At 68.8% G+C, this 22,017-nt stretch carries 18 protein-coding genes and 1 tRNA gene; 9 read left to right on the top strand and 10 right to left on the bottom strand.

Features of this window, described 5'->3' with window-relative positions:
• Window positions 1–35: 35 nt before the first annotated feature.
• Window positions 36–2,225: a RecQ family ATP-dependent DNA helicase gene (locus tag AC1DH3_RS08345; protein WP_476892812.1), complete on the bottom strand. Its 2,190-nt coding sequence runs from the start codon at window positions 2,223–2,225 to the stop codon at window positions 36–38.
• 123 nt (window positions 2,226–2,348) lie between these two features.
• Between AC1DH3_RS08345 and AC1DH3_RS08340 the strand changes: the two genes are divergently transcribed.
• From AC1DH3_RS08340 to AC1DH3_RS08325, 4 genes are all read left to right on the top strand, one after another.
• Window positions 2,349–3,767, top strand: coding sequence for a phosphomannomutase/phosphoglucomutase (locus AC1DH3_RS08340; protein WP_476892813.1), 1,419 nt, complete (start codon window positions 2,349–2,351; stop codon window positions 3,765–3,767).
• A gap of 5 nt (window positions 3,768–3,772) precedes the next feature.
• Entirely contained in the window at window positions 3,773–4,282 is a 510-nt protein-coding gene (locus tag AC1DH3_RS08335) for a hypothetical protein (protein ID WP_476909037.1), read from the top strand.
• A 14-nt stretch (window positions 4,283–4,296) separates the two neighbouring features.
• Window positions 4,297–4,746: an RrF2 family transcriptional regulator gene (locus AC1DH3_RS08330; protein WP_441419012.1), complete on the top strand. Its 450-nt coding sequence runs from the start codon at window positions 4,297–4,299 to the stop codon at window positions 4,744–4,746.
• 195 nt (window positions 4,747–4,941) lie between these two features.
• Window positions 4,942–6,102: a globin domain-containing protein gene (locus AC1DH3_RS08325; RefSeq protein ID WP_476892815.1), complete on the top strand. Its 1,161-nt coding sequence runs from the start codon at window positions 4,942–4,944 to the stop codon at window positions 6,100–6,102.
• Window positions 6,103–6,213: 111 nt separating this feature from the next.
• Here the strand turns inward: AC1DH3_RS08325 and AC1DH3_RS08320 are convergent, their stop codons facing one another.
• On the bottom strand, window positions 6,214–7,593 hold the full coding sequence (locus AC1DH3_RS08320; RefSeq protein WP_476909036.1) for an FAD-binding oxidoreductase: 1,380 nt from the start codon (window positions 7,591–7,593) through the stop codon (window positions 6,214–6,216).
• Window positions 7,594–7,959: 366 nt separating this feature from the next.
• Window positions 7,960–9,792: a phosphoenolpyruvate carboxykinase (GTP) gene (locus AC1DH3_RS08315; protein WP_476909035.1), complete on the bottom strand. Its 1,833-nt coding sequence runs from the start codon at window positions 9,790–9,792 to the stop codon at window positions 7,960–7,962.
• A gap of 278 nt (window positions 9,793–10,070) precedes the next feature.
• Between AC1DH3_RS08315 and AC1DH3_RS08310 the strand changes: the two genes are divergently transcribed.
• Window positions 10,071–10,144: transfer RNA gene (locus AC1DH3_RS08310), tRNA-Arg, on the top strand.
• A gap of 151 nt (window positions 10,145–10,295) precedes the next feature.
• Here AC1DH3_RS08310 and AC1DH3_RS08305 read toward each other — a convergent pair.
• Window positions 10,296–11,087 carry a FadR/GntR family transcriptional regulator gene (locus AC1DH3_RS08305; protein WP_476909034.1) on the bottom strand — a complete coding sequence of 264 codons (792 nt, stop codon included), beginning with the start codon at window positions 11,085–11,087 and terminating at the stop codon, window positions 10,296–10,298.
• Window positions 11,088–11,187: 100 nt separating this feature from the next.
• On the opposite strand from AC1DH3_RS08305, the gene AC1DH3_RS08300 reads away from it, so the two are divergent.
• The 4 genes from AC1DH3_RS08300 to AC1DH3_RS08285 all read left to right on the top strand — a co-directional run bounded on the left by AC1DH3_RS08300 (window position 11,188) and on the right by AC1DH3_RS08285 (window position 16,133).
• A complete protein-coding gene (locus tag AC1DH3_RS08300; protein ID WP_476909033.1) occupies window positions 11,188–12,645 on the top strand; it encodes a dihydrolipoyl dehydrogenase family protein in 1,458 nt (485 codons plus the stop codon).
• 130 nt (window positions 12,646–12,775) lie between these two features.
• The gene (locus AC1DH3_RS08295; protein ID WP_476892819.1) at window positions 12,776–13,453 is read left to right on the top strand and encodes an ABC transporter ATP-binding protein; all 678 of its coding nucleotides are present in this window, start codon (window positions 12,776–12,778) and stop codon (window positions 13,451–13,453) included.
• Window positions 13,450–15,495 carry a YhgE/Pip family protein gene (locus AC1DH3_RS08290; RefSeq protein WP_476909032.1) on the top strand — a complete coding sequence of 682 codons (2,046 nt, stop codon included), beginning with the start codon at window positions 13,450–13,452 and terminating at the stop codon, window positions 15,493–15,495. Before AC1DH3_RS08295 ends, AC1DH3_RS08290 begins: the two co-directional genes overlap by 4 nt.
• Window positions 15,492–16,133, top strand: a complete 642-nt coding sequence (locus tag AC1DH3_RS08285) for a TetR/AcrR family transcriptional regulator (protein ID WP_476909031.1) — start codon at window positions 15,492–15,494, stop codon at window positions 16,131–16,133. Before AC1DH3_RS08290 ends, AC1DH3_RS08285 begins: the two co-directional genes overlap by 4 nt.
• Window positions 16,134–16,564: 431 nt before the next feature.
• Here AC1DH3_RS08285 and AC1DH3_RS08280 read toward each other — a convergent pair whose 3' ends face one another.
• From AC1DH3_RS08280 to AC1DH3_RS08255, 6 genes are all read right to left on the bottom strand, one after another.
• Complete coding sequence (locus AC1DH3_RS08280) at window positions 16,565–17,728, bottom strand: EamA family transporter (RefSeq protein ID WP_476909030.1); 1,164 nt, start codon at window positions 17,726–17,728, stop codon at window positions 16,565–16,567.
• A gap of 30 nt (window positions 17,729–17,758) precedes the next feature.
• Window positions 17,759–18,301, bottom strand: a complete 543-nt coding sequence (locus AC1DH3_RS08275; RefSeq protein ID WP_476909029.1) for a hypothetical protein — start codon at window positions 18,299–18,301, stop codon at window positions 17,759–17,761.
• Window positions 18,302–18,416: 115 nt separating this feature from the next.
• Window positions 18,417–18,944, bottom strand: coding sequence for a SixA phosphatase family protein (locus AC1DH3_RS08270; RefSeq protein ID WP_476909028.1), 528 nt, complete (start codon window positions 18,942–18,944; stop codon window positions 18,417–18,419).
• 57 nt (window positions 18,945–19,001) lie between these two features.
• Entirely contained in the window at window positions 19,002–19,205 is a 204-nt protein-coding gene (locus AC1DH3_RS08265) for a dodecin family protein (RefSeq protein ID WP_146335814.1), read from the bottom strand.
• A 320-nt stretch (window positions 19,206–19,525) separates the two neighbouring features.
• Window positions 19,526–20,392 carry a winged helix-turn-helix domain-containing protein gene (locus tag AC1DH3_RS08260; protein ID WP_441419001.1) on the bottom strand — a complete coding sequence of 289 codons (867 nt, stop codon included), beginning with the start codon at window positions 20,390–20,392 and terminating at the stop codon, window positions 19,526–19,528.
• Window positions 20,393–20,942: 550 nt separating this feature from the next.
• Window positions 20,943–21,818, bottom strand: coding sequence for a hypothetical protein (locus AC1DH3_RS08255; RefSeq protein ID WP_476909027.1), 876 nt, complete (start codon window positions 21,816–21,818; stop codon window positions 20,943–20,945).
• Window positions 21,819–22,017 lie beyond the last annotated feature (199 nt).

The raw sequence follows: 22,017 nt of genomic DNA, 5'->3' as shown, positions 1-22,017 counted from the left end.
GCGCTGCTAAAAGCGCTGCCCGGGATGGCCTCGGCTCAGCCCGCCTGGCCGAGCACGAGCGGCAGCACTGCCCCGGCGCCTGCGAGCCGCAGGGCACGTCCGGCCACGGTGACGGTCCAGCGGCTGTCCACCAGATCGTCCACCAGCATGACGCTCTGGCCCTGGATGCCGTCCAGCGCCGCGGCCAGCTCGGGCCCCACCACGACCCGGTCCCAGACCCCGGCGAGACGGTAGGCGCTGTTTCCGCCGCGGCCGCCCGTGGGGCCGCCGTGGGCAAGCTGCAGCTGGCCCAGGTACGGGATGCGGCCGATCTCGGAGATACCGCGGGCCAGCGACTCCACCAATTCGGGCTTGCCCCGGGACGGGACGCTGACGATCGCGGCCGGACGGCCAGCGCCGCTCCAGCCGGGGTTGCGCGCGTCGCCGCCGCCCCATTCGCGGAGGACCTGCACGCAGGCCCGCAGCATGCCGGGGTCCACGGCCCGGTCGGGGGCACCCGCGGCGAAGGTCTCGCGCAGCGCGCCGCCCCAGCCCAGATCTGTCAGCCGCGCCAGCACCCGTCCATTGGCCAGGCTTTCCTCCGGCTTGATCTTGCCCTTTACGTTCACGCCGAGGCGGTCCATACCGCTGGGCCACTGCAGCCGCGGTTCCAGCACCATGCCGGCCCGGTTCAGTGTCGCGCCCGCCGTTTCGGTGGCGTCGGCGGCAATGTCGGCGGGGAACCACCGGCCGGCGCAGTTGTCGCAGCGGCCGCAGGCGGTGGCGGTCTCGTCGTCGAGCACCGAGGTGATGTACTCCATCCGGCAGCCGGCGGTGTCCTGGTAGATCACCATGGAGTCCTGCTCGTCAACGCGTGCCTCCGCAATCCGGCGGTACCGCTCGGCATCGTAGGTCCACGGCTGGCCGGTGGAACGCCATCCGCCGCCCACGCGCTCGACGGCCCCGTCCACGGCCAGCACCTTCAGCAAAAGCTCCAGCGGCGTCCGGCGCAGGTCCACCCGGGCCTCAAGCGCCACGGTGGACACCGCGGTGCCGGCCTCGGCCAGCGCGGTCAGGACCGCGGAGGCCTTTTCTTCCGAGGGCATCGACGCGGTGGCGAAATACTGCCAGATGTCCCGGTCCTCGGAGCCGGGCAGGAGCAGCACGTCGGCGTTTGCCGCGCCGCGGCCGGCACGGCCGACCTGCTGGTAGTAGGCCACCGGGGACGACGGCGCCCCGAGGTGCACCACGAAGCCAAGGTCCGGCTTATCGAAGCCCATGCCGAGGGCGGAGGTGGCCACCAGCGCCTTCACCTGGTTGTCCTTGAGCAGCTGCTCGGCGCGTTCCCGGTCCGCGGGGTCGGTCCGGCCGGTGTAGGCGAGCACTTCGTGGCCGGCCTCGGCCAGGAGCCGGGCGGTGTCCTCCGCCGCCGACACGGTAAGGGTGTAGATGATGCCGCTGCCGGGAAGGTCCTTCAGGTGGGTAAGCAGCCAGCCCAGCCGCTCCCGGGAGTCGGGCAGCCGCAGCACGCCCAGCCGCAGGGACTCACGGCCCAGGGCGCCGCGGATGGTCAGCACGCCCTCACCGAGCTGTTCCTCGATGTCGTGCACCACCCGCGAGTTGGCGGTGGCGGTGGTGGCCAGGACCGGGACGCTGTCCGGCAACTGGGTGATCAGGTCGGCGATCCGCCGGTAGTCCGGCCGGAAGTCGTGGCCCCAGTCCGAGATGCAGTGCGCCTCATCGATCACCAGCAGCCCGGTCCGGCGGACCAGCTCAGGCAGCTGGTTCTCCCGGAACGACGGGTTGGTGAGCCGCTCCGGGGACACGAGGAGCACGTCCACCTCGTCGGCCGCGAGCTGTTCGCGGACGGTGTCCCAGTCGAGCTGGTTTGCCGAGTTGATGGCCACGGCCCGGACCCCGGCCCGCGCGGCGGCGGCGACCTGGTCCCGCATCAACGCCAGCAGCGGGGACACGATCAGCGTCGGGCCCGCTCCGCGGCGGCGCAGCAGCAAGGACGCGACGAAGTACACGGCCGACTTGCCCCAGCCGGTGCGCTGCACGACAAGGGCGCGCCGGCCGCCGTCTACGAGAGCCTCGATAGCCTCGAACTGGCCGTCGTGGAACTCAGCATCCGGGTGCCCCACAAGTTCGCGCAGCACCGCCTGGGCCTGCTCACGCGTCCCGGTACCCCCGGCGGAGGGTGATTCGGGTGCGGAAAGGACTGCAGCGTTCTGGTTATTGGCCATTGCTTCAGTATCCCAGTCCCCTCCGACAGCCACGAAGCGGGCGGAGTCGTATGTGGACAATCCGTATCCACATACGCGGCCGGCGCGGACGGTCCCCGGCGGCTTCCACGTAAGATGGGAGCCGTGACTAGCGACCAGACAAAGACTTTTGACCTCTCGGCTTCCTTCAAGGCCTACGACGTGCGCGGAATTGTGGGCGAATCCATCACCGCGGAAATCGTCGAAGCCGTCGGGGCTGCCTTTGTGGACGTCCTGGACCTGGCCGGACAGACAGTACTGGTCGGCGGCGACATGCGCCCCTCCTCCCCCGAGTTCAGCCGGGCCTTCGCCAACGGCGCGGCAACCCGCGGCGCCAACGTCCAGCTGCTCGACCTGATCTCCACGGACGAGCTGTACTACGCTTGCGGCGCCCTGAACGCTGCCGGCGCCACGTTCACCGCAAGCCACAACCCGGCCGAGTACAACGGCATCAAGATGGCCAAGGCCGGCGCCGTGCCGATCTCCTCCGAAACCGGTCTGAAGGAGATCCAGGCCCTGGCCGAGGAATACCTCAACGCCGGCACCATCCCCGCGAACGGCCCCCGCGGCCTGATCAGCGTGCGGGACGTCCTCAAGGACTACTCCGAGTACCTGCGCAGCCTCGTTGACCTCAGCGGATCCCGTCCGCTCAAGGTCGTGGTGGACGCCGGCAACGGCATGGCCGGCATGACGACCCCCGCCGTGCTGGGTGACACGCTGCTGCCCAAGCTGCCGCTCGAGATCATCCCGCTCTACTTCGAGCTCGACGGATCTTTCCCGAACCACCCGGCCAACCCGCTGGAGCCGGAAAACCTGCGCGACCTGCAGGCCGCCGTCGTCGAGCACGGCGCGGACATCGGCCTGGCGTTCGACGGCGACGCCGACCGCTGCTTCGTGATCGACGAAAAGGGCGAGCCGGTCTCGCCGTCGGCCGTCACCGGCATGGTGGCGCGCCGCGAGATCGCCCGCGCCAAGGCCAACGGCGAGGAAACGCCGACGATTATCCACAACCTGCTGACCTCGCGGGCGGTGCCCGAACTGGTGGTCAACGACGGCGGCCGCGCGTTCCGCACCCGGGTGGGACACTCCTTCATCAAAGCTGTGATGGCGGCCGAAGGTGCGATCTTCGGGGGCGAGCACTCCGCCCACTTCTACTTCCGCGATTTCTGGAATGCGGACACCGGCATGCTGGCCGCCATGCACGTCCTGGCTGCCCTCGGCGAGCAGGACGGCCCGCTGTCGGAGCTCGGCCGCGAATACGAGCCCTACCAGTCCTCCGGCGAGATCAACTCGGAAATCGAGGACAAGGCCGCCGCCGTGGAGCGTGTCCGCGTGGACTTCTACGACGAAGACGTTGAGGTGGACTACCTAGACGGCAGCACCTTCATCGCCGCCGACGGAAGCTACTGGTTCAACCTGCGCCCGTCCAATACCGAGCCGTTCCTCCGCCTGAACGTCGAGGCCACGGACCAGGAAACCATGGAACGCGTCCGCGACCGGGTCCTGGCCCTGGTCCGGGGCTGATCGCCATGACCGATTCACCGGAGGCCCAGGGGGCCGTCCTGCAGCCGGCGGATCCGGCTGAGGACTCCTGGCGCGGCTCGGTGCCGGATGCCAGCGCCACCGACCTGGAGAACCTGCTCGGCACCGGAGTGGGTGCGGCCCAGGAGCAGCTCGAGCGCAACGGCGGCTTCCTGCCATTCGCCCTGGTGGTGGAGAACGACGGCGAAGTCCGCCTGGTGGCTGTCACCCCGGCGGACGCATCCGGGGACAGCGACGCCGATTTCGACGCCGACGCCATGATCAACGACCTCACCGAGCTGCTGCGGCAGCACCGGGACGAGTTCCGCGCCGCCGCGATCGTCTGTGACATCACCCTGCTGGAAGAGGACTCGGACGCGATCCACGTGGCCGCCGAGCACCAGGACGGCTCCGTCTTCGCAGCGGTACTGCCCTACGGCGCGAACCCGGCGACGCACGAGCTGGAGTTTGGCGAGCTTTCCGCCGACACCAACGAACCCGCCGTCTGGGTGGACTAGACCAAGCCGGTGCCATGAAGATCAACGCCTTCGCGGACGTGAGCCTGCGCGCGATGATGGTGCTCGCGGCCGCAGCCGACGGCGAACTGCTCACCACCCAGAGCATCGCGGACGCCGTCGGCACGCCCTACAACCACGTCAGCAAGGCAATGGCAAAGCTGCGCGAACTCGGCCTGATCGACGTCGAACGCGGCCGCAATGGCGGGTCCCGGCTCAGCGGCGCCGGCCGGGCCGCCACCGTCGGGCAGCTGCTGCGCGCACTGGACACCCGGACCGACCCGGCGGACTGCGTGGCTGCCGCGGGCGCCTGCCCGCTCATCAACGAGTGCCGGCTGCGCAGCGCCCTGGGCCGCGCGCGTGAGGCGTTCTACCGTGAGCTTGATGACATTGTCGTCGCTTCGCTGCCGACCTCCCGGCAAATGAATCCGGTCTTCCAGGCCATCGGCCTGCGCCCGGGCCTGTAGCCAGCCTCTAACCAGGCGCGGCCCCGGCATCCGAGGCCGCGATCCCCCTCCGGAGTCCGCCCCGCCCGGGCGTCACCCGATTTGCAACCTTTTTCTACGCCGTGTAGAACTGAGGCATAAATACTCGTATTTCAAATGCGGGTATTTCAGAAACGGTCCGGTTGAAGACCCCGGGCCACTATCTCAGGAGTCAGCATGCTCTCGGACAAGTCCTTCCCCGTCATCGAGGCCACCCTGCCGCTGGTCGGTTCCCGGATCGGCGATATCACCCCCAAGTTCTACGCCCGGCTCTTCGGCGCCCACCCCGAGCTGCTGGACGGGCTGTTCAGCCGCTCCAACCAGCGCTCCGGCAACCAGCAGCAGGCCCTGGCCGGGAGCATCGCCGCTTTCGCCAGCCACCTTGTCAGCAACCCGGGCACCCTGCCGGAGACCGTGCTGTCGCGCATCGCGCACCGCCACGCCTCGCTCGGCATCACCGAGCCGCAGTACCAGGTGGTCTACGAGCACCTCTTCGCCGCCATCGCCGAAGACCTGGCCGAGGTCATCACCCCGGAAATCGCCGAGGCCTGGACCGAGGTCTACTGGCTTATGGCCGACGCGCTGATCAAGCTCGAGAAGGGCCTCTACGCCGGCCAGGCCAACGGCAAGATGTGGTCCCCGTGGAAGGTCGCCGCGAAGACCCCCGCCGGCACCGGCTCGATGACGTTCACCCTGGAACCGGCCGACGACACCCCCATCACCCCGGCCCTCCCCGGCCAGTACGTCAGCGTCAAGGTCACCCTGCCGGAGGGCTTGCGCCAGGTCCGCCAGTACTCACTCTCCGGCGACGCCGGCACCAGCCGTAGCTTCACCACCAAGCTCGACGACGGCGGCGAGGTCTCCCCCGTGCTGCACAACCACGTCGAGGTCGGGGACATCCTCGAGATCTCCAACCCCTACGGCGAAATCACGCTCAAGGAGAGCGAGGGCCCCGTGGTCCTGGCGTCGGCCGGCATCGGCTGCACGCCGTCGGCTTCGATCCTGCGCGCCCTTGCCGAGGCCGGTTCGGACCGACAGGTGCTGGTCCTGCACGCGGAAAGCACCCTGGACAGCTGGGCGCTGCGCTCCCAGATGACGGACGACGTCGAGCGCTTGGAAGCAGCCGAGCTGCAGCTCTGGCTCGAGCGGCCGGAGGCGGGGGCGAAGGAAGGCTTCATGTCGCTGCGCGACGTGGACCTGCCGGCCAACGCCTCGCTGTACCTGTGCGGTCCGCTGCCGTTCATGAAGAACATCCGCAACGAGGCCATCAATGCGGGCATCCCCGCCACCAAGATCCACTACGAGGTCTTCGGGCCGGACATCTGGCTCGCCAACTGAGTCCCGAGCAATCGATGAAAGAACGACGGCGGCCCCGCACCCTTGCGCAAGGTGCGGGGCCGCCGTCGTGGATAACCGGGCCAGGAGCCCTGGCCCGGGCCTCACCTCACCTCACGACGGCACACCGGTGATCGCGTGGCCGAACCGCAGGAGATTGCCGGGGTCGTAGCTGGACTTCACGGCCCTCATCCGTTCATAGACGGCGGGCGACCATGCCCTGGAACGGTCAGCCTCATCGCCGGGTTCGCCGTGGAAGTTGACCAGGGTAAAACCCGTCGAGTGCGGAGCCATCGCGGCCAGGACCGTGCGGATGGCTGCCGAGACGGCCTCGGCGACCGGGGGCATCTTGAACCCGAGCAGGAAGAGCAGGAATGCCGCGTCCCGCCCCGACACGGCGTTCGGCAGCGCCCCGGCACGGGCCAAGGCGCCACCCAGCGGCCGGATTTCGACCAGGAGGAGCGGACAGTCCGAGCCTTCGCCGGTGTGTTTCAGCAGCTCCGCCAGGGTACTGTCGCCGAGATCTTTCAGCAGCGCTCCGCCGGCTGTGAAAGGGAGCGGATCCGCCGGATCCATGTGGATCTGGTCAACGTCCAGGTAGCTCATGGGGCCGGCCGTATCCATCAACGGGCTCGAAACGGCGCGCATCGGGGCCAGCAGCGCATCGCCGGCCTCCCGGTTCCCCAGAAAGGCGAAGCGGAGGTGCACCACAAACTGGCCCCGCAGCGGCGCGGGGACGAACTCCATGTCGGGAAGCCGCAGCAGCGAAATCGAGGGCGAGGCGTCCTCCGGCAGCGTAGGCAACCACTCCCGGAACGCCGCCAGGATGAGGGCGGCATCGGCACCCGGATAGATGATGCCGCCGCCGTAGAACTCGCCCAGCGGAAAAAGGCTGAACTCGAGTTCGGTCACGATCCCGAAGTTGCCCTTGCCGCCGAGCATCATCGCGAACAGCTCGGCTTCGGCCTCGGCGTCAATCCGGCGCAATGCACCGTCCGCGGTGACCACTTCCATGCTCCGGACATGGTCAGCGGCAAAGCCGTGGGCGCGGCCCAGCACTGGAAGCCCGCCGCCGACGGTGTATCCCACGACGCCGACGTCGGTACTCGAGCCGTGCAGTCCCACCAGCCCGAGCGGAACGCTTGCTTCCAGGACGCTGCGCCACTTCACTCCTGCCCCCACCCTCGCGGTGCGCTCCACCGGGTCGATGTGCAGCTCCTGCAACCGCCTGGTGTTAATCAGCAGGCCGCCCTCGACCACTGAGTCGGCGCCGTGCCCGGTGGACTGCACCGCCACCGGCACCCGGCGTTCCGCCGCCCATTTGACCCCGGCCGCGACGTCCTGGGCGGTGCTGGCGCCCAGGACGACGTCGGGCCGGTGGACGGTAGCGGCGTTGAACGCGAACGTCTCGGCCGCGAATTCTGGGCTGTCCGGCAAAGCGACCGTTCCGCTGACAGCTTCGGACAGGGCCTGGATATCCTCGGTGACAAGCATGAGTGCTCCTGGGGTTTCGCCTGCCGGGGCAGGCGGAGGGCACGCCGCCGCGCGCCCGGGATGTTCCCCGCATCCCTGGCAGTCAGCGTCAGGCCCGGCTGATGAATGCGACGAGCCTACGGCCGCTCCCGACTACAGGCTAGGGGCCTTGGTCCCGGCAGCCACCGGCCCCGCCATGACTCATCGGCTGCTCCGCAACGGCCGTTCTGAGGCCTCAAAAGGGCATCCGCGGTGGGGCCACGCCGGGAGGGTTCCCCAGCCGAACTTGTGAGGCTAGGGAACCGGTGGGGACAATCGATGAGGGAACGACGGCGGCCCCGCACCTTATCCAAGGTGCGGGGCCGCCGTCGTTGGATCAACCGCCTGCTAGTGCGCGGACATCCGTTCCTTGAGCGAGTCGAGCTCGGCGCGCAGCGCGTCCGGCAGCGAGTCGCCAAACTTTGCGTACCACTCCTCGATGGAGGCCAGCTCGGCGTCCCATTCCTCGCGGTCCACGCGGACGGCGTCCTCGACGTGGGCGTGGGTCAGGTCCAGGCCGGTGAGGTCCAGCGAATGGCCGGTCGGAACGAAGCCGATGGGAGTCTCCACCGCGTCGGCCTTGCCCTCGATGCGCTCAATGGCCCACTTGAGGACACGGGCATTGTCGCCGAAGCCGGGCCACGCGAAACCGCCGTCAGCCGTGCGGCGGAACCAGTTCACCAGGAAAATGTGCGGCAGCCGCTCCGGGTTGGCCTTGCCGGAGACGCTGATCCAGTGCTTCAGGTAGTCGCCGGCGTCGTAGCCGATGAACGGCAGCATGGCCATCGGGTCACGGCGAAGCACACCGACCTGTCCGGCCGCGGCGGCCGTGGTCTCCGAGGAGAGCGTCGAGCCCATGAAGATCCCGTTGGTCCAGCTGCGGGCCTGGGTCACCAGCGGCACCGTGGTCTTGCGCCGGCCGCCGAAGAGGATCGCGGAGAGCTCCACACCCTCCGGGCTGTAGTACTCCTCGGCCAGCATGTCGACCTGCGAAATCGGGGTGCAGAAGCGGGAGTTCGGGTGCGCGGCAGGCTGGTCCGACGCCGGGGTCCAGTCGTTGCCCTGCCAGTCGGTCAGGTGCGCGGGGACCTCGTCGGTCATGCCTTCCCACCACACGCCGCCGTCGTCCGTGAGGGCAACGTTCGTGAAGATGCTGTGGCCCTTGGCGATGGCACGCATGGCGTTGGGGTTGGTGCCCCAGCCGGTGCCCGGGGCGACGCCGAACAGGCCGGCCTCGGGGTTGGTGGCGCGCAGGTCGCCTTCCTTGCCGATCCGCATCCAGGTGATGTCATCGCCGAGGGTTTCGACATCCCAGCCCTCGATCGTGGGGTCAAGCAGGGCGAGGTTGGTCTTGCCGCAGGCGGAGGGGAACGCCGCGGAGATGTAGTAGTTCTTCTTCTCCGGCGAAGTCAGCTTGAGGATGAGCATGTGCTCGGCCAGCCAGCCCTCGTCGCGGGCCATGACCGAGGCGATGCGCAGGGCGTAGCACTTCTTGCCGAGCAGGGCGTTGCCGCCGTAACCGGAGCCGAAGGACCAGATGGAACGCTCCTCCGGGAAGTGCACGATCCACTTGTCCGGGTTGCACGGCCAGGCGACGTCAGCCTGCCCCGGGGCCAGCGGGGCGCCCAGGGAGTGCAGGGCCGGGACGAAGAAGGCGTTGGTGGCGGTGATCTTGTTCAGCACGTCGGTGCCGATCGTGGCCATGATGCGCATGGAGGCGACAACGTAGGCGCTGTCCGTGATCTCCACGCCGAACTTCGGGTCCTCGGCGTCGAGGTGGCCCATGACGAAGGGGATGACGTACATGGTGCGGCCGCGCATGGAGCCGCTGAACAGGCCGCGCAGCTTCTCCTTCATCTCCGCGGGAGCCATCCAGTTGTTGGTGAAGCCCGCATCGCGTTCGTTCTCGGAGCAGATGAAGGTCTGCTCCTCGACGCGGGCGACGTCGGCGGGGTCTGAGAATGCCGCGAAGGAATACGGGAACAGCTTCTCGTTCAGCCGGGTCAGGGTTCCGGCCGCCACGAGCTCGTCCGTGAGCCGGGTGTTCTCTTCTTCGGAGCCCTCAACCCAGTGGATCCGGTCCGGCTGGGTCAGTTCAGCAACCTCTTCAACCCATGCCAGCAGTCCAGCATGTGTGGTGGGTGCTTTCTCAAGCAGCGGCAGTCGCGCCAGATCGCCCATTACGGTTCCCTTCCTCGGGTTCAGTGGTGTGTCCTAAATGCTAGGTCTCGCGGGTGATTCAGTTTCAGGCCCAAATACGGGTTGACGATGGAGCCGAGATCCAAAATCCCCGGAAAATCAAGGTTTAATATCTCCGAGCGCTGGTCTTTTTGTGATCAAGGTCACGTAGACCGGTCTAGTCGGGCAGATTACATGGCTCTCGATTTGGAACTCTGGGCCCCTCTCGCGTAAAGTAATTCGAGGTTCGGGGAGCGAGAAGTTCCCGAAGAGCCGAGAATGCGCCCATAGCTCAGCTGGATAGAGCGTCTGTCTACGGAACAGAAGGTCAGGGGTTCGAATCCCTTTGGGCGCACAGATAGAAAAGATCCGCACCGGTCCGCCGGTGCGGATCTTTTGCTTTCCCGGCTTGTTTCAGAAATCCGCGGCGGTTCCGGACAGAGGCAGGTCCGATCCGGGCCGCACCGGTCTCAAACGGTAGCGGAAACCGGGCCACGGCCGGCGACTTACTCCCCCACGGCAGCCGCGATACGCCGGCGTATCCCGTCAAAGTGGCTGCCCAGCCGTTCCGCGGCGAGGACGGCGTCGCCCGCCGCCACAGCCGCGTAGATGCCCCGGTGCAGCGCAGCCCCCGCGGCAGTGCCAACGTCGGCGGTGTCGGCTCCGGCAGGTTCGACGTCGGCGGCAGCCGGCCGGGCGTCGCCGCCCAGTTCAAGCTGGATCCGGCGGTAGACCGCCTGGAATGCGTCCACCAAGCCCAGTAGCAGCTCATTGCCCAGCGGCTCGAACAGTTTGCGATGGAAATCGGCGTCGGCTTCGACAAAGTGTTCCCCGGACCCGGCCAGCTCTTCCATCCGCAGCACCGCCGCCTCGAGTCCCGCCAGGTGGTCCGCCGTCATGCGCGCCATGGACACGCCGATCAGCCCCGACTCCAGCAGCCGCCGCGCCTCGATCAGCTCGAGCGCCTCCCGCCCCCGGTGCCGCAGCGACATCCGCGCCCGGAAGCTGAGCCCGCCAACCAGAGCCTCGAAGTTGCTCGCGGCCACGAACATGCCGAAGCCGTGCCGGATCTCGATCACGCCCAGGGCCTGGAGCACCTTCAGCGTCTCCCGCAGCGTGTTCCGGCCGATCCCCAGCAGCGCCGCGAGTTCGTTTTCGGTGGGCAGCGGGTCGCCGGGCTCCAGCTCCCGCTCAAGGATCAGCTCGATGATGTCGGCCTGCAGGGCGCGCAGCCGGGCCTGCGCGCCCAACCGGCGCGGCGGCCCGGCGTCGCCCGCGTCCGAATTGGCTGCGCACACGGCTGGACTCCTCCCCAAAGGTGATCCTCAGGGTAGCGGACGTCCCACCTCCTGCCCAGTGTCCCGTCAAAGCCCCTCCCGGCGGGGTTAGGCTGTTGCCATGACGGCACACTTTGAGCGTGAATTCGATGTCATCGTGATCGGGGCAGGCGCGGTGGGCGAGAACGTGGCCGAGCGCGTGGTCCGGGGCGGATTAACGGCCGTCCTGGTGGAGGCGGAGCTGGTGGGCGGCGAGTGTTCGTACTGGGCCTGCATGCCATCGAAGGCGTTGCTCCGGCCCGGCACCGCACTCCATGGCGCCCAGACCGTGCCGGGCGCCGGGGAGGCGGTCACCAGGGTGCTCGACGCCGCGGCCGTGCTGAAGCGGCGGGACTACTTCACCTCCAATTGGCAGGACGACAGCCAGGTCAAATGGGTCGAGGACACCGGGATCGAGTTGCTCCGCGGCCACGGCTGGATCACCGGGGCCCGCCGGGCGGAGGTGGCCGGCGTGGACGGCAACAGCTACAAGCTCGTGGCGCGCCACGCCATCGTGCTGGCCACCGGGTCGCGCCCCACCATCCCGCCCATCGAAGGCCTCGAGGAAGTCGACTTCTGGACCACCCGGGAGGCCACCTCCGCGCACGAGATCCCGGCGCGGCTCGGTGTGCTCGGCGGCGGCGTGGCCGGCACGGAGCTCGCCCAGGCCTTCGCCCGGCTCGGGTCGACCGTGACGGTCGTGGCCCGCGGCGGGCTGCTGGGAGCTTTTCCGGCCCCGGCGGCCGAGCTGGTCCAGGCGGGGCTGCGCGCCGACGGCGTCGAACTCCACCTCCGCACCGGCACCCAAGGCGTCCATGAGAACGACGACGGCTCCCTGACCCTGACGCTCGACGGCGGCGGCAGCGTCACGGTGGACAAGCTCCTGGTCGCCACCGGCAGGCACCCCGCCGTGGAGGGCATCGGGTTGGAGAGCGTGGGCCTGTCCGCCGACGACGGGAAGGCCCCGCGGCTCGAGACGGACGCGAGCGGGCTCGTCCGGGGAGCCGACGGCAACGACAGTAGCCCGTGGCTCTACGCCGTCGGCGACGCCGCAGGCAAGGTCCTGCTCACCCACCAGGGCAAATACGAGGCGCGGGCCACCGGCGACGCGATTGCCGCCCGCGCCAAGGGCACGCTCACCGGCGAGCCGGCCCCGTGGAGCCGCTACGCCCACACCGCGGACGAGCACGCCGTCCCCAATGTGGTCTTCACCGACCCCGAGCTGGCAAATGTCGGGCGCAGCCTGGAACAGGCCGAGAGGGACGGCTACCGGGCCACCTCCGTGCAGCTCCCCATCCAGGTGGCCGGCTCCTCGCTGCATTCCGAGCATTACAAGGGCTGGGCCCAGCTGGTGGTCGATGAGGACCGCAAAGTGCTGCTGGGCGCCACCTTCGCCGGGCCGGATGTTGCCGAGCTGTTGCACGCGGCGACCATCGCCGTCGTCGGCGAAGTCCCGCTGGACCGGCTCTGGCACGCCGTCCCGTCCTATCCCACGATCAGCGAGGTGTGGCTGCGGCTTCTCGAGGAGTACGGCCTCTAAGCGCGAACAGACACTTGGGGCCCCGGAACCGTCGGTTTCGGGGCCCCGGTGTCTGTTTGCCCACATCTATTTGAACTGACCGGTCAGTTTAGTTAGCCTTGGAGTAGATCATTTCTGCGAAAGGCTTTCCTTGCTCTGCGTTCAACAGCTTCACGTGAAGGGCCGGCGGGACTACCTGCTCCCGCCCACCTCGCTGCAGGCGGCCCGGGGTGAACTCCTGCTCGTCACCGGCCAACGCCAGGACCAGCGCACCGCCCTGGCCCTGACCCTGAGCGGCCGGATGAAGCCCTCGGCCGGAAGCCTCGAGTGGGACGGCGGCGGCCGGATCAAGCAGCTGCGGCAGGCGAGCGCCGTCGTCGACGCCCCCGGGGTGAACGAGCCGGAGCAGCACCTGAGCGTGCGCGACCTGGTCACCGAGGACCTCGCCCTGATCCCCCGCCGCTACCGCGGCGCGCTGCTCAGCACGCCGTGGCTTAAGGTCAACCGCTTCGAGGACATCGCCGGGCGCTGGGCCGAGGAGCTGCCCGCCGACCGCCGTCTCGAGCTGCTGACGGCGCTGGCCCTGGCCAATCCGCACACCGACCTGCTGGTGGTCGATTCCCCGGACCGCCACAGCGGCGATCCGGCCGACTGGCTGCCGCGGCTTCAGGAGTTGGCGTACGACGGCGGCCGTCCGCTCGCCGTCGTCGCCACCATCGGCAGCCTCCCGCCGGACTGGACCGGTCCAGTCGCGGAGATCGGCAACGCCGTCCCCGCGCCGGAAACGGCGGATGTCCACCACGACCGCGAAACCGAGGATGCCCGATGACCGTGCTGCGGCTGGCCCGTTCCGAACTCAAACGCATGACCGGCGGCCTGCTGCCGAAGCTGACCATCCTGGCGCTAACCCTGGTGCCGCTGCTCTACGGGGCGGTGTACCTCTACGCCAACTGGGATCCCTACGGCAAGCTGAACCAGATCGACGCCGCCCTGGTGGTGGAGGACACCGGCGCCAGCTCCGCCGACGGCACCCGGCTGGAGGCCGGCCGGAAGGTCGCCGACAGCCTCGTCCAGGGCCACGTCTTCAACTGGCAGACCGTCTCCAGCGCGGAGGCAGCGGACCAGGGCGTGAGCAGCGGCCAGTACGCGTTCGCGCTCAAGATCCCCCGGGACTTCTCCGCGAACCTGGTCTCGCCGGGAAGCTTCGACGCCGCCAACCAGGCCATGCTGAACGTCACCACCAACGACGCCAACAACTACCTGCTCGGCACGATCGTGGACAAGCTCACCACCGCCGTCCACTCGACCGTGGCGAAAGAAGTGGGCCAGGAGACCGCCAACCAGCTCCTCACCGGCTTCGGCACCATCCACTCCCAGATGCTCAAAGCCGCCGACGGCGCGCGGGACCTCGCCGGCGGGGTGTCCTCGCTGCACGACGGCGCGGCCAGCCTGCACCAGGGCACCTCCTCCCTCAGGAACGGGACCGGCGAACTGGTGGCCGGGCAGCGCAAACTCCTCGACGGGGCCAACACCCTGAACGCCGGGGCCGGGCAGCTCGCCGGCGGCCTGCGCGAGCTCAACAGCAAGACATCCACGCTGCCCGCGGATACGCAGCGGCTGGCCGACGGCGCCGCCCAGGTGGCCGCCGGAAACGCCGCACTGAACACGAAGCTGCAAGGCATGGCGGGCCAGCTCGCGTCCGCGGAACAGGCCGCGGCGCAGGCCCAGCGCGGCCGGGTCGTGGCCTCCAATGGCCGCCTGGTCGCCGCCGGCGTCATTACCCAGGCCCAGGCCGATGCCATCCTGGCCGACTACGACGCCAACACCGCGCCGGCGCCTTCCGGAGCGGCGGGCGCTTTCCAAGGCGCGGCGGCCCAGGTGCAGCAGCTGGCGGACGGTTCCGCCGCAGTCAGCGCGGGTGCCGCGCAGCTGGCGGGCGCGGCCCCGGCCCTGAGCGACGCCGTCGGGAAGGCCTCCGCCGGGGCGGATCAGCTCGCCGGCGGCACCGCGGAACTCGCCGCCGGTCAGCAAAACGCCCTGGCCGGCGCGGAAAAACTCGCCCAGGGCGCCCAGCAGCTCGACGACGGCGCAGCGCGGCTCGAGAGCGGTTCGGCGAAAGCGTCCGACGGCGCCGGGACCCTCGCAACCGAATTGGCCAAGGGCGCGGGCAAGGTACCCAACCCGAACGATGCAAAGAAGGACAGCCTCGCCAAGGTCATGGCGGACCCCGTGGCCGTCAGCAACGTCTCGCAGGCCAAGGCGGGTTCCTATGGGGCCGGACTGGCTCCGTTCTTCCTGACCCTGGCCCTGTGGATCGGTGTCTTCATGTTGATCCAGGCCATGCGGCCGGTCACCCAGCGCGCCCTGGCGTCCAACGCCCCGACGTGGAAGATCGCCGTCGGGGGCTGGCTGCCGTTCCTGGCGGTTGCCGCGGTCCAGGCCAGCCTGCTGACCCTCGTGGTGGATGTGGGGCTGGGCCTCGACCCCGCCCATCCCGTGCTGATGTGGGTCCTGATGCTGGCAGCTGCCATGGCCTTCAGTGCGATCATCCAGGGTGTGGTGGCGCTGCTCGGCTCGCCCGGCAAGCTGGTGGTGCTGATCCTGCTGGTCCTGCAGCTGGTCTCCTCCGGCGGCACCTTCCCCTGGCAGACCACACCGGAGCCACTGCACGTGGTGCACCAGCTGCTGCCAATGGGCTATGTGGTCAATGGCATGCGGCACCTGATCTACGGAGCCGATCTGGCCAGCATCCTGCCCACCATGCTGGGCCTGGTTGGCTACACTTTGCTGGGACTGGCCATGTCCGCCGTCGCCGTCCGGAAACACAAGTTCTGGACCCTCAAGACCCTGAAGCCGGAGATCGCCGTATGAGCACCAAGCCCCGCGTGGACGTGGCGACCGACGCCGACGCAGGGAAGAAGCTGCGGCCCGGACGCACCAACGCCACCAAGCAGAAGCTGTTCGAGGCGTCGATGGAGCTGATCGGCGAGCGCGGCGCCGCCAGCGTGACGGTCGACGAAATCGCCGCGGCCGCGGGCGTCTCCAAGGGCACGGTGTACTACAACTTCGGCAGCAAGTCGGATCTGATCGCCCAACTGCTCCGGCACGGTGTGGACATCCTGATGGCACGGCTGCTGAGCGTCAAGGACGAGTCGGCGGATCCGCTGGAGGCGATGGACGAGATGATCGGCCAGGCGATGGACTTCATGGCCGAATACCCCTCCTTCGCCCGGCTGTGGGTCAGCGAGAACTGGCGGACGCCCAGCGAGTGGCAGGACACCTTCACCGAGCTCCGCGGCCGGCTGCTCGGGGTGATTGGCGCCGCGATCGAGGCCGTGGCCGCCAAGTACCCGGTGGATCCCGCGCTCTCCCGCGGCAGCCTGGAGACGGCCATCTTCGGGGCATGCTTTGTCGTGGGGCTGGACCGGCAGACCTACAACCCCGAACGCACCCGGGCGCAAAGTGTCGCCGCAATCATGGCGATCATGCGTGGCTACGTTGTGAAGTAGTCACACTCGGGGATGATTAGTCACATGCACCACATGGGTAACAGCGGCAAGACTGCCATCGGAGCATCCCTTGCCGCTCTGGCCTTGCTGGCCCTCACCGGCGTCACCCTGCACGAAACGGTGGGGCTCTGGTTCCTCGCCGCCTCCGCCGTCGCCTATGTGGCGTCCGTGGCCGAGGTGCTGGTCCGACGGCGGTACAAGACACTGCTGGCAAGCGGCGTCGGCAGCATCCTCTTCATCGCGTTTGGCATCGCCTTCCTGCGCCAGTGGGGGCTGGCCTTCAACCCGGATCCGAACGCCTTGTCCACCAACGTTGATACCGAGCATCCGGACCTGTACTTCTACCTCTCGGCAGCCGCCGGAGCGCTCACGCTCGTCCTGTTGCTCGCCGGCACCGTCCTGCCCGGCCGCCGACCCGCACCCCGCGCCCCTTACGCGTCCCGGCGCCCGGCTTCGGCGTCCAGTGGGGCGGCGCCCCGCAGACCCGCTGCCCGCCCTGCCGCCCGGGCGTCGATGCCACGGTCCGCGACGCCGCGCGCTTCCGCGGCACGGCCCGCAACTCCGCGCTCCGCCACTCCGCGGGCTTCGGCGCCACGTTCCGCCGTGCCGGCCGGCAAGCGGCCGGTGTCACCGGCAGCGTCGCCGGGGTCCAAGCCGGCTGCCAAGGCGCCGGCGAAACCGGCGGTCAAGGCCCCGGTCCGCCCCGCCGCCAAATCCCCCACCCGGCGCTGACCACCCCGCAGCACGGCGATCGCCACGCCGGCCAGGAGCAGCAGTCCGCCGGCAACTTCCGCCGCCGAGGGCACCTCGGCCAGCACCAGCCAGGCCGTTGTCATGCCGACCACCGGGACCAGCAGGGTGAAGGGAACGACGGCGGAGGACGGGTAGAGCCCCAGCAGGCGGTTCCAGATGCCATACCCGACGAGGGAGCCGAACACGGCAGTGTAGAGCGCGCTGAGCATCGTCACCGGCTGCAGCTGCACCAGGGCATCCGACACCGCCGCCGGCCCGTCCACCAGCAGTGAGAGTCCGGCCAGCGGCAACGGGACCACCGCGCCGGACCACACCACCAGCCCGAGCCCGGAGGCGGCCTTTGCCTTCCGCGCCACGATATTGCCCCCGGCCCAGGACAGCGCCGCGGCCAGCACGATCAGCAGGGGAAGCAGCGGGGCCACGAGGCTGCGGCCTACGGCCACCACGGCGAGCCCGGCAATCCCCAGCACGACGCCGGCGAGTTGCCTCCGGGTTGGCCGTTCGGCCAGGATTCCCGCCGCCAGCAGGACCGTCAGCAGGACCTGGGCCTGAAGCACGAGCGAGGCCAGGCCCGCGGGCATGCCGAGGGCCATGGCCAGGTAGAGCAGGCCGAACTGGCCTGCGCTCATCAGCAGCCCGACGCCGATGATGGCGTTCCAGCTGACGTCCGGCTTGCGGATGAAGAAGATGCAGGGAAACACCACGAGGGCGAAGCGCATGGCCACGAACAGCAGCGGCGGCATCTGCGCGCCGTCGGGGTGCAGGCCAAGGTCAATGGCGACGAAGTTGACGCCCCACAAGACGGCGACGAGCAGGGCAAGCCCGGAATGTCGAGGGGTCATCGCACCCGCGGCCGTCGCCGTTGCCGCGCCTCAGAGATTGCGCGGCCGTTCACCGTGCGGGTCCTCGGTGTCGCGGCGCTCCGCCACCGTTTCCTCGCGGAACCCTGCGGCGTCGCCGGTTCCTGCCGTGCGATCGCGGTCGCCCCGGTCCCGGCGCAGTTCCTCGTGCGGGTGAAGTTCCTCGTGCGGTTGGGCATCGTGGGTGCGTGTCTCCTGGGACTGGGCATCGCCGCGTTCGGTCGTTACTACATCCGGGTCGACGTCGTCGGCCCGGCGGAGCTGCTCCTCGGCACCGGCACGGACGGTGTCTGCCTCCTGCTGTGTGCCGCGGGCCTGCATGCGGAGGCGCTCGGCTTCGACTTCGGCGGCCTTTGCGTCGGCTTCCGCCCGCGCCGCCTTGGCCTCATGGTCCCTCGCAGCCAGCTGGTCGGCCTCCGCTTTTTCGCGCATCTCGGCGGCCCGGTTCCGGTCAGCCTCCGTCTTGCGCTTGCGGCTGAGATATATTGCCACGGCGATGATCGCGAGCACCACTACGATGCCGACGATGATCCCTACGAGCTGTCCTGAATCCACGTTGATCCACCTTTTCCCTCGGTCGCTAAGAAAACACCGGCAGTAAAAGCAATAACAGCATCAGTAAACAACACAATGAGAGTGCTGACCATCGGCTGGCCGGTGCACTGGCCTGCTACTTCGCGCGGGGCACCTTGAAGTGGGTCAGCCGTGCGTCCTGGCCGTCCAGCTCTGCCCAGGACTTCTCAGTCTCGAAGACCGTCAGGCCGCTGGTGGGATAGCGCGTGGCCGCGTCCATGTAGGCGTCCTGGTTGGAGTCCCGGGAGGCCAGATGCATGGCCAGGTCCTGCACACCGGGCATGTGCGAGATCACCATGAGCGTCGTGACGGTGTCCGGGACATGGTTAATAACCGCCAACATGCGCAGGGCCGAGGCGCCGTAAAGGCCGTCCTCAAGTTTCGGCGTCGGGGCCTTGTCCCCCAGTTCGCTGCACACCCAGGTGCAGGTCTGCCGCGTCCGCAGGGCGCTGGAGCAGAGGATGAAGTCGGGGACCACACCGTGTTTAAGGAGCCACTTCCCGGCCAGCGGCGCTTCCCGGTGCCCGCGCTCTTCGAGCGGCCGCTCGTGGTCGGCGACGCCGCCCGGCCAGTCCGCCTTGGCGTGCCGCATGAGCACCAGACGTTTAATGTGATGCGCGCTCATGGCTCAATCCTAGTGCGGCCGGCTTGGCCACGAGCGCGCTCCACAGCGGGCGACCTGTCAGTCGTCCAGGACGAAGGTCACTTCCAGCACCACATGCCAGGCCACGACGGCGCCGTCGCTGATTTCAACTTTCTGCTCCTTGACCCATGCCCCGGTGACATTCCTCAAGGTCTTGTTGGCCCGGTCGACGCCTTCCTTGATGGCGGCGTCAAACGAGGTTTTGGAGTTGGAGCTCAGGGTAGTAATGCGTGCAACGGACATGTTTCCTCCCAATAGTCGGATCGACGGGACCGAGACTACGCCGAAGCCCCCAAACGCAACAGAGTCCAAACCCCGCGGAGGCACATACTCCGTCGATCCGTGCTCCGGAATGTCAGTTCGTGTTGCGAGGGCGCTGCAGCGCAGCGGCGCACCCCGACAGCGCGGACGGCGGCGTTTTGCGTAGTGCCGCATCGCCGACCGAGGAACGAGGGAGGTGTCTAAGGCACGACAAAATGCCGTCGGGCGCGCGTGACTATCGTGCCGCGAAAGCGGAAGCGCCCGCCCCAAAGGAGGGGCGGGCGCTTTGCGTGAAGCTAAGGCTAGATGGAGTATTCCGGAGCGGCCCAGACTACGACTTCGGGGTGCTCGTAGAACCGGTAGCCCTGGCCGCGCACCGTCCGCACGGTGTTGGCCAGGCGGCCAAGCTTGGAGCGCAGCCGGCGGATGTGCACGTCGATGGTCCGCTCGTTGGGGACCTCTTCGGCATTGCGCCACAGGCCCTCAAGGAGTTCGTCGCGGCCCACGGTGCGGGTGCCGTTCTCCACGAGGTAGTTGAGCAGCTCGAATTCCTTGAACGTGAGGTTCAGCGATTCGCCGTCGAGCGCCACTTCGCGGCGGGCGAGGTCGATCAGCACGCCGGACGGGCGCGGGTCCTGGGGCTGCTGCAGCCGGGCGTTCTCGGCGCGCTGGCGGGCACCGGCGGTGGGATCGCCGAAGGTGGACCGGACGACGTCGAGCGCGGAACCCGGCGCGGACGCCGGGGCGACGGCGACGGCGGCATAGCTTTCGGCGCCGGCCACAAGCGATTGGGCGTAGGCGCGGATCTCCTGGGCCAGCTTGGCAATCGAGGTGCCGGCAGCGGCTGCAGTCTCCTCGTCAATACCCATGTAGAGCACGAAGCCGCGGGCCACGTTGTCGTTGGGCACGGGGCGGACCGGGCTGCCGTTGCCGGAGGCGATCACCGGGGTCGGTGCGGTGGCCGGGGCCGGCTCGGCGGCGGGGACGGCGCGGAGCTGGCCGTAGGAGCTGGGGTTGTAGCCCTGCGCGGCATAGCCGGGGGCGGGGAAGCTGTTGCCGGATCCGGCGGGGAAGCTCGGACGGCCGCCGAAGCCCTGGCGGAGGCCGTTCTGGCCGGCCTTGTTGGCGTTACGGACGGAGATGTGGACGTATCCGGATGCAACTGACATGGAATGCTTACCTCAATGTGAATGGCCGTCATCGCGGCTCGAATGCTAATTTCCCCGCAATGAGAACTGGGGAGGGGCGCCCGACGCTGGGCTGGGGGCGAATGCCTAGAAACGTTCTGGGGTGTAGAAGTTAGGCGTGCATTCGACAACAGGGCATCTCAGTACCAGCTGGTGCGCTGATCCAGGAAGCTGCGGCTGCAGGTGCTGTTGAGTTCTTGTTCACAATTGAAGTGTGCAACGTAACAATAAGAACTAGCAAGTAACAATGGACTCCAAAGTCCGCATCGTGAGACGAAAATGGCGATTGTAGTGTAAATCACAATTTTGATAAGCAGGCGAATCAATATGTGTTTTGCCGAACGAGCGGCTTTTTGGCGCTCCTTGCCGAAGATTCTTCGCCAGTGTGGCCCTCAGGCCGGAAAACGTTCACTGTAGGCATCAATGGCGGAATCCATCCGGAAGAGTTCCGCCACCGCCAGTAGTCCACGGAGTGGGCACGCTGCCGGGCCGCGTGGCCCGGCAGTGTGCCCGGTGCGGAAGTTTGCGGAAGTCAGTTGGTCTGGCCGGTGGCGGTGGCCGCCACAATCTGGACCGACGAGGCCGTGTAACCGGATCCGTCCTTCGCGGCGACGACCCGCACGGTCCCGCCGGCGACAATGTCCGCAACGCTCATCTGGGAGCCTGTGCCGCCGGCCTGCTGGCGCCGCTGTTCCATGTTGCTCACCACCAGGTTGCTGCCGAGGGCATAGCTGCGGGTGAACCCGTCACTGCTCTCGACCGTGACGGAGGAAGCGCTGACCTGGCTCACTGTTCCCAGCTGCTCGGCCATGGCGGTGTACTCGCTACCGTTCAGCACGACGTATTCGGCGTGCACAGCTGCGGACAGCCCGCCGGCCAGGCCGCCCATGCCCGCTGCGAAGTCGTCGTGACCGCCCTGCCCGGACATTCCGCCTCCCGCGACCCCTCCTTGCGGGGCGTCCGGCATCCCCGGGACGGAGCCTTGGCTGGCGCTGCCGGGCCCGCCGGCTGCCCCGACCCCGGTCCCGCTAGCCGCCGCCGAACTTGAGCTGAGGGCATACACGCCGACGCCGGCGCCGGCTGCCAGCACAACAGCAGCGCCCGCGACGGCGAGTCCCCGCTTGAGGGTCCACGGCTTCCCCGCCGAGGTCTGCCGGGCTGCGGCCGACGGCGCACCCCAGCCCGGGGCGGCCGGCGCACCCCAGCCCGGGGCGGCCGGCGCACCCCAGCCGGGGGCCCCACCGTCAGCGGGCTGTCCGGCTTCCGCCGGCGAGGCCGCCGGCTGCCCGGCGGCAGGCTGCGCGGCGGCATAGGGCGTGGTGACGGGCGCGGGCGCCGCCGGGGTGGGGGCGTCGGAGACGGGTTCGGGGATCGGGCGGGAACCGGATTCGGGCTGCTGACCGCTCATGGTGTTTCTCCTGTCGGGGTGCGGATTTGTGTCCACCCCAGCGTGGTAAGCGGTCCTGTGCCCCGGCTGTGCGGGCCAACAGCCGCGCCTGTGACCTTTCAGCGGGACCGGGCGTCCGGTCGGCAGCCGTACCGAACCAGGCCTCCCGCTCCCGGGGCGGCTTCCAGCTCGGTAGTCTGAGATTCACAGGTGCCGCACA

The organism is Arthrobacter sp. 05L428 (assembly GCF_056397665.1).
Note: the sequence above shows the minus strand (reverse complement) of the source record. Positions and strands in the feature narration are given on the sequence as shown.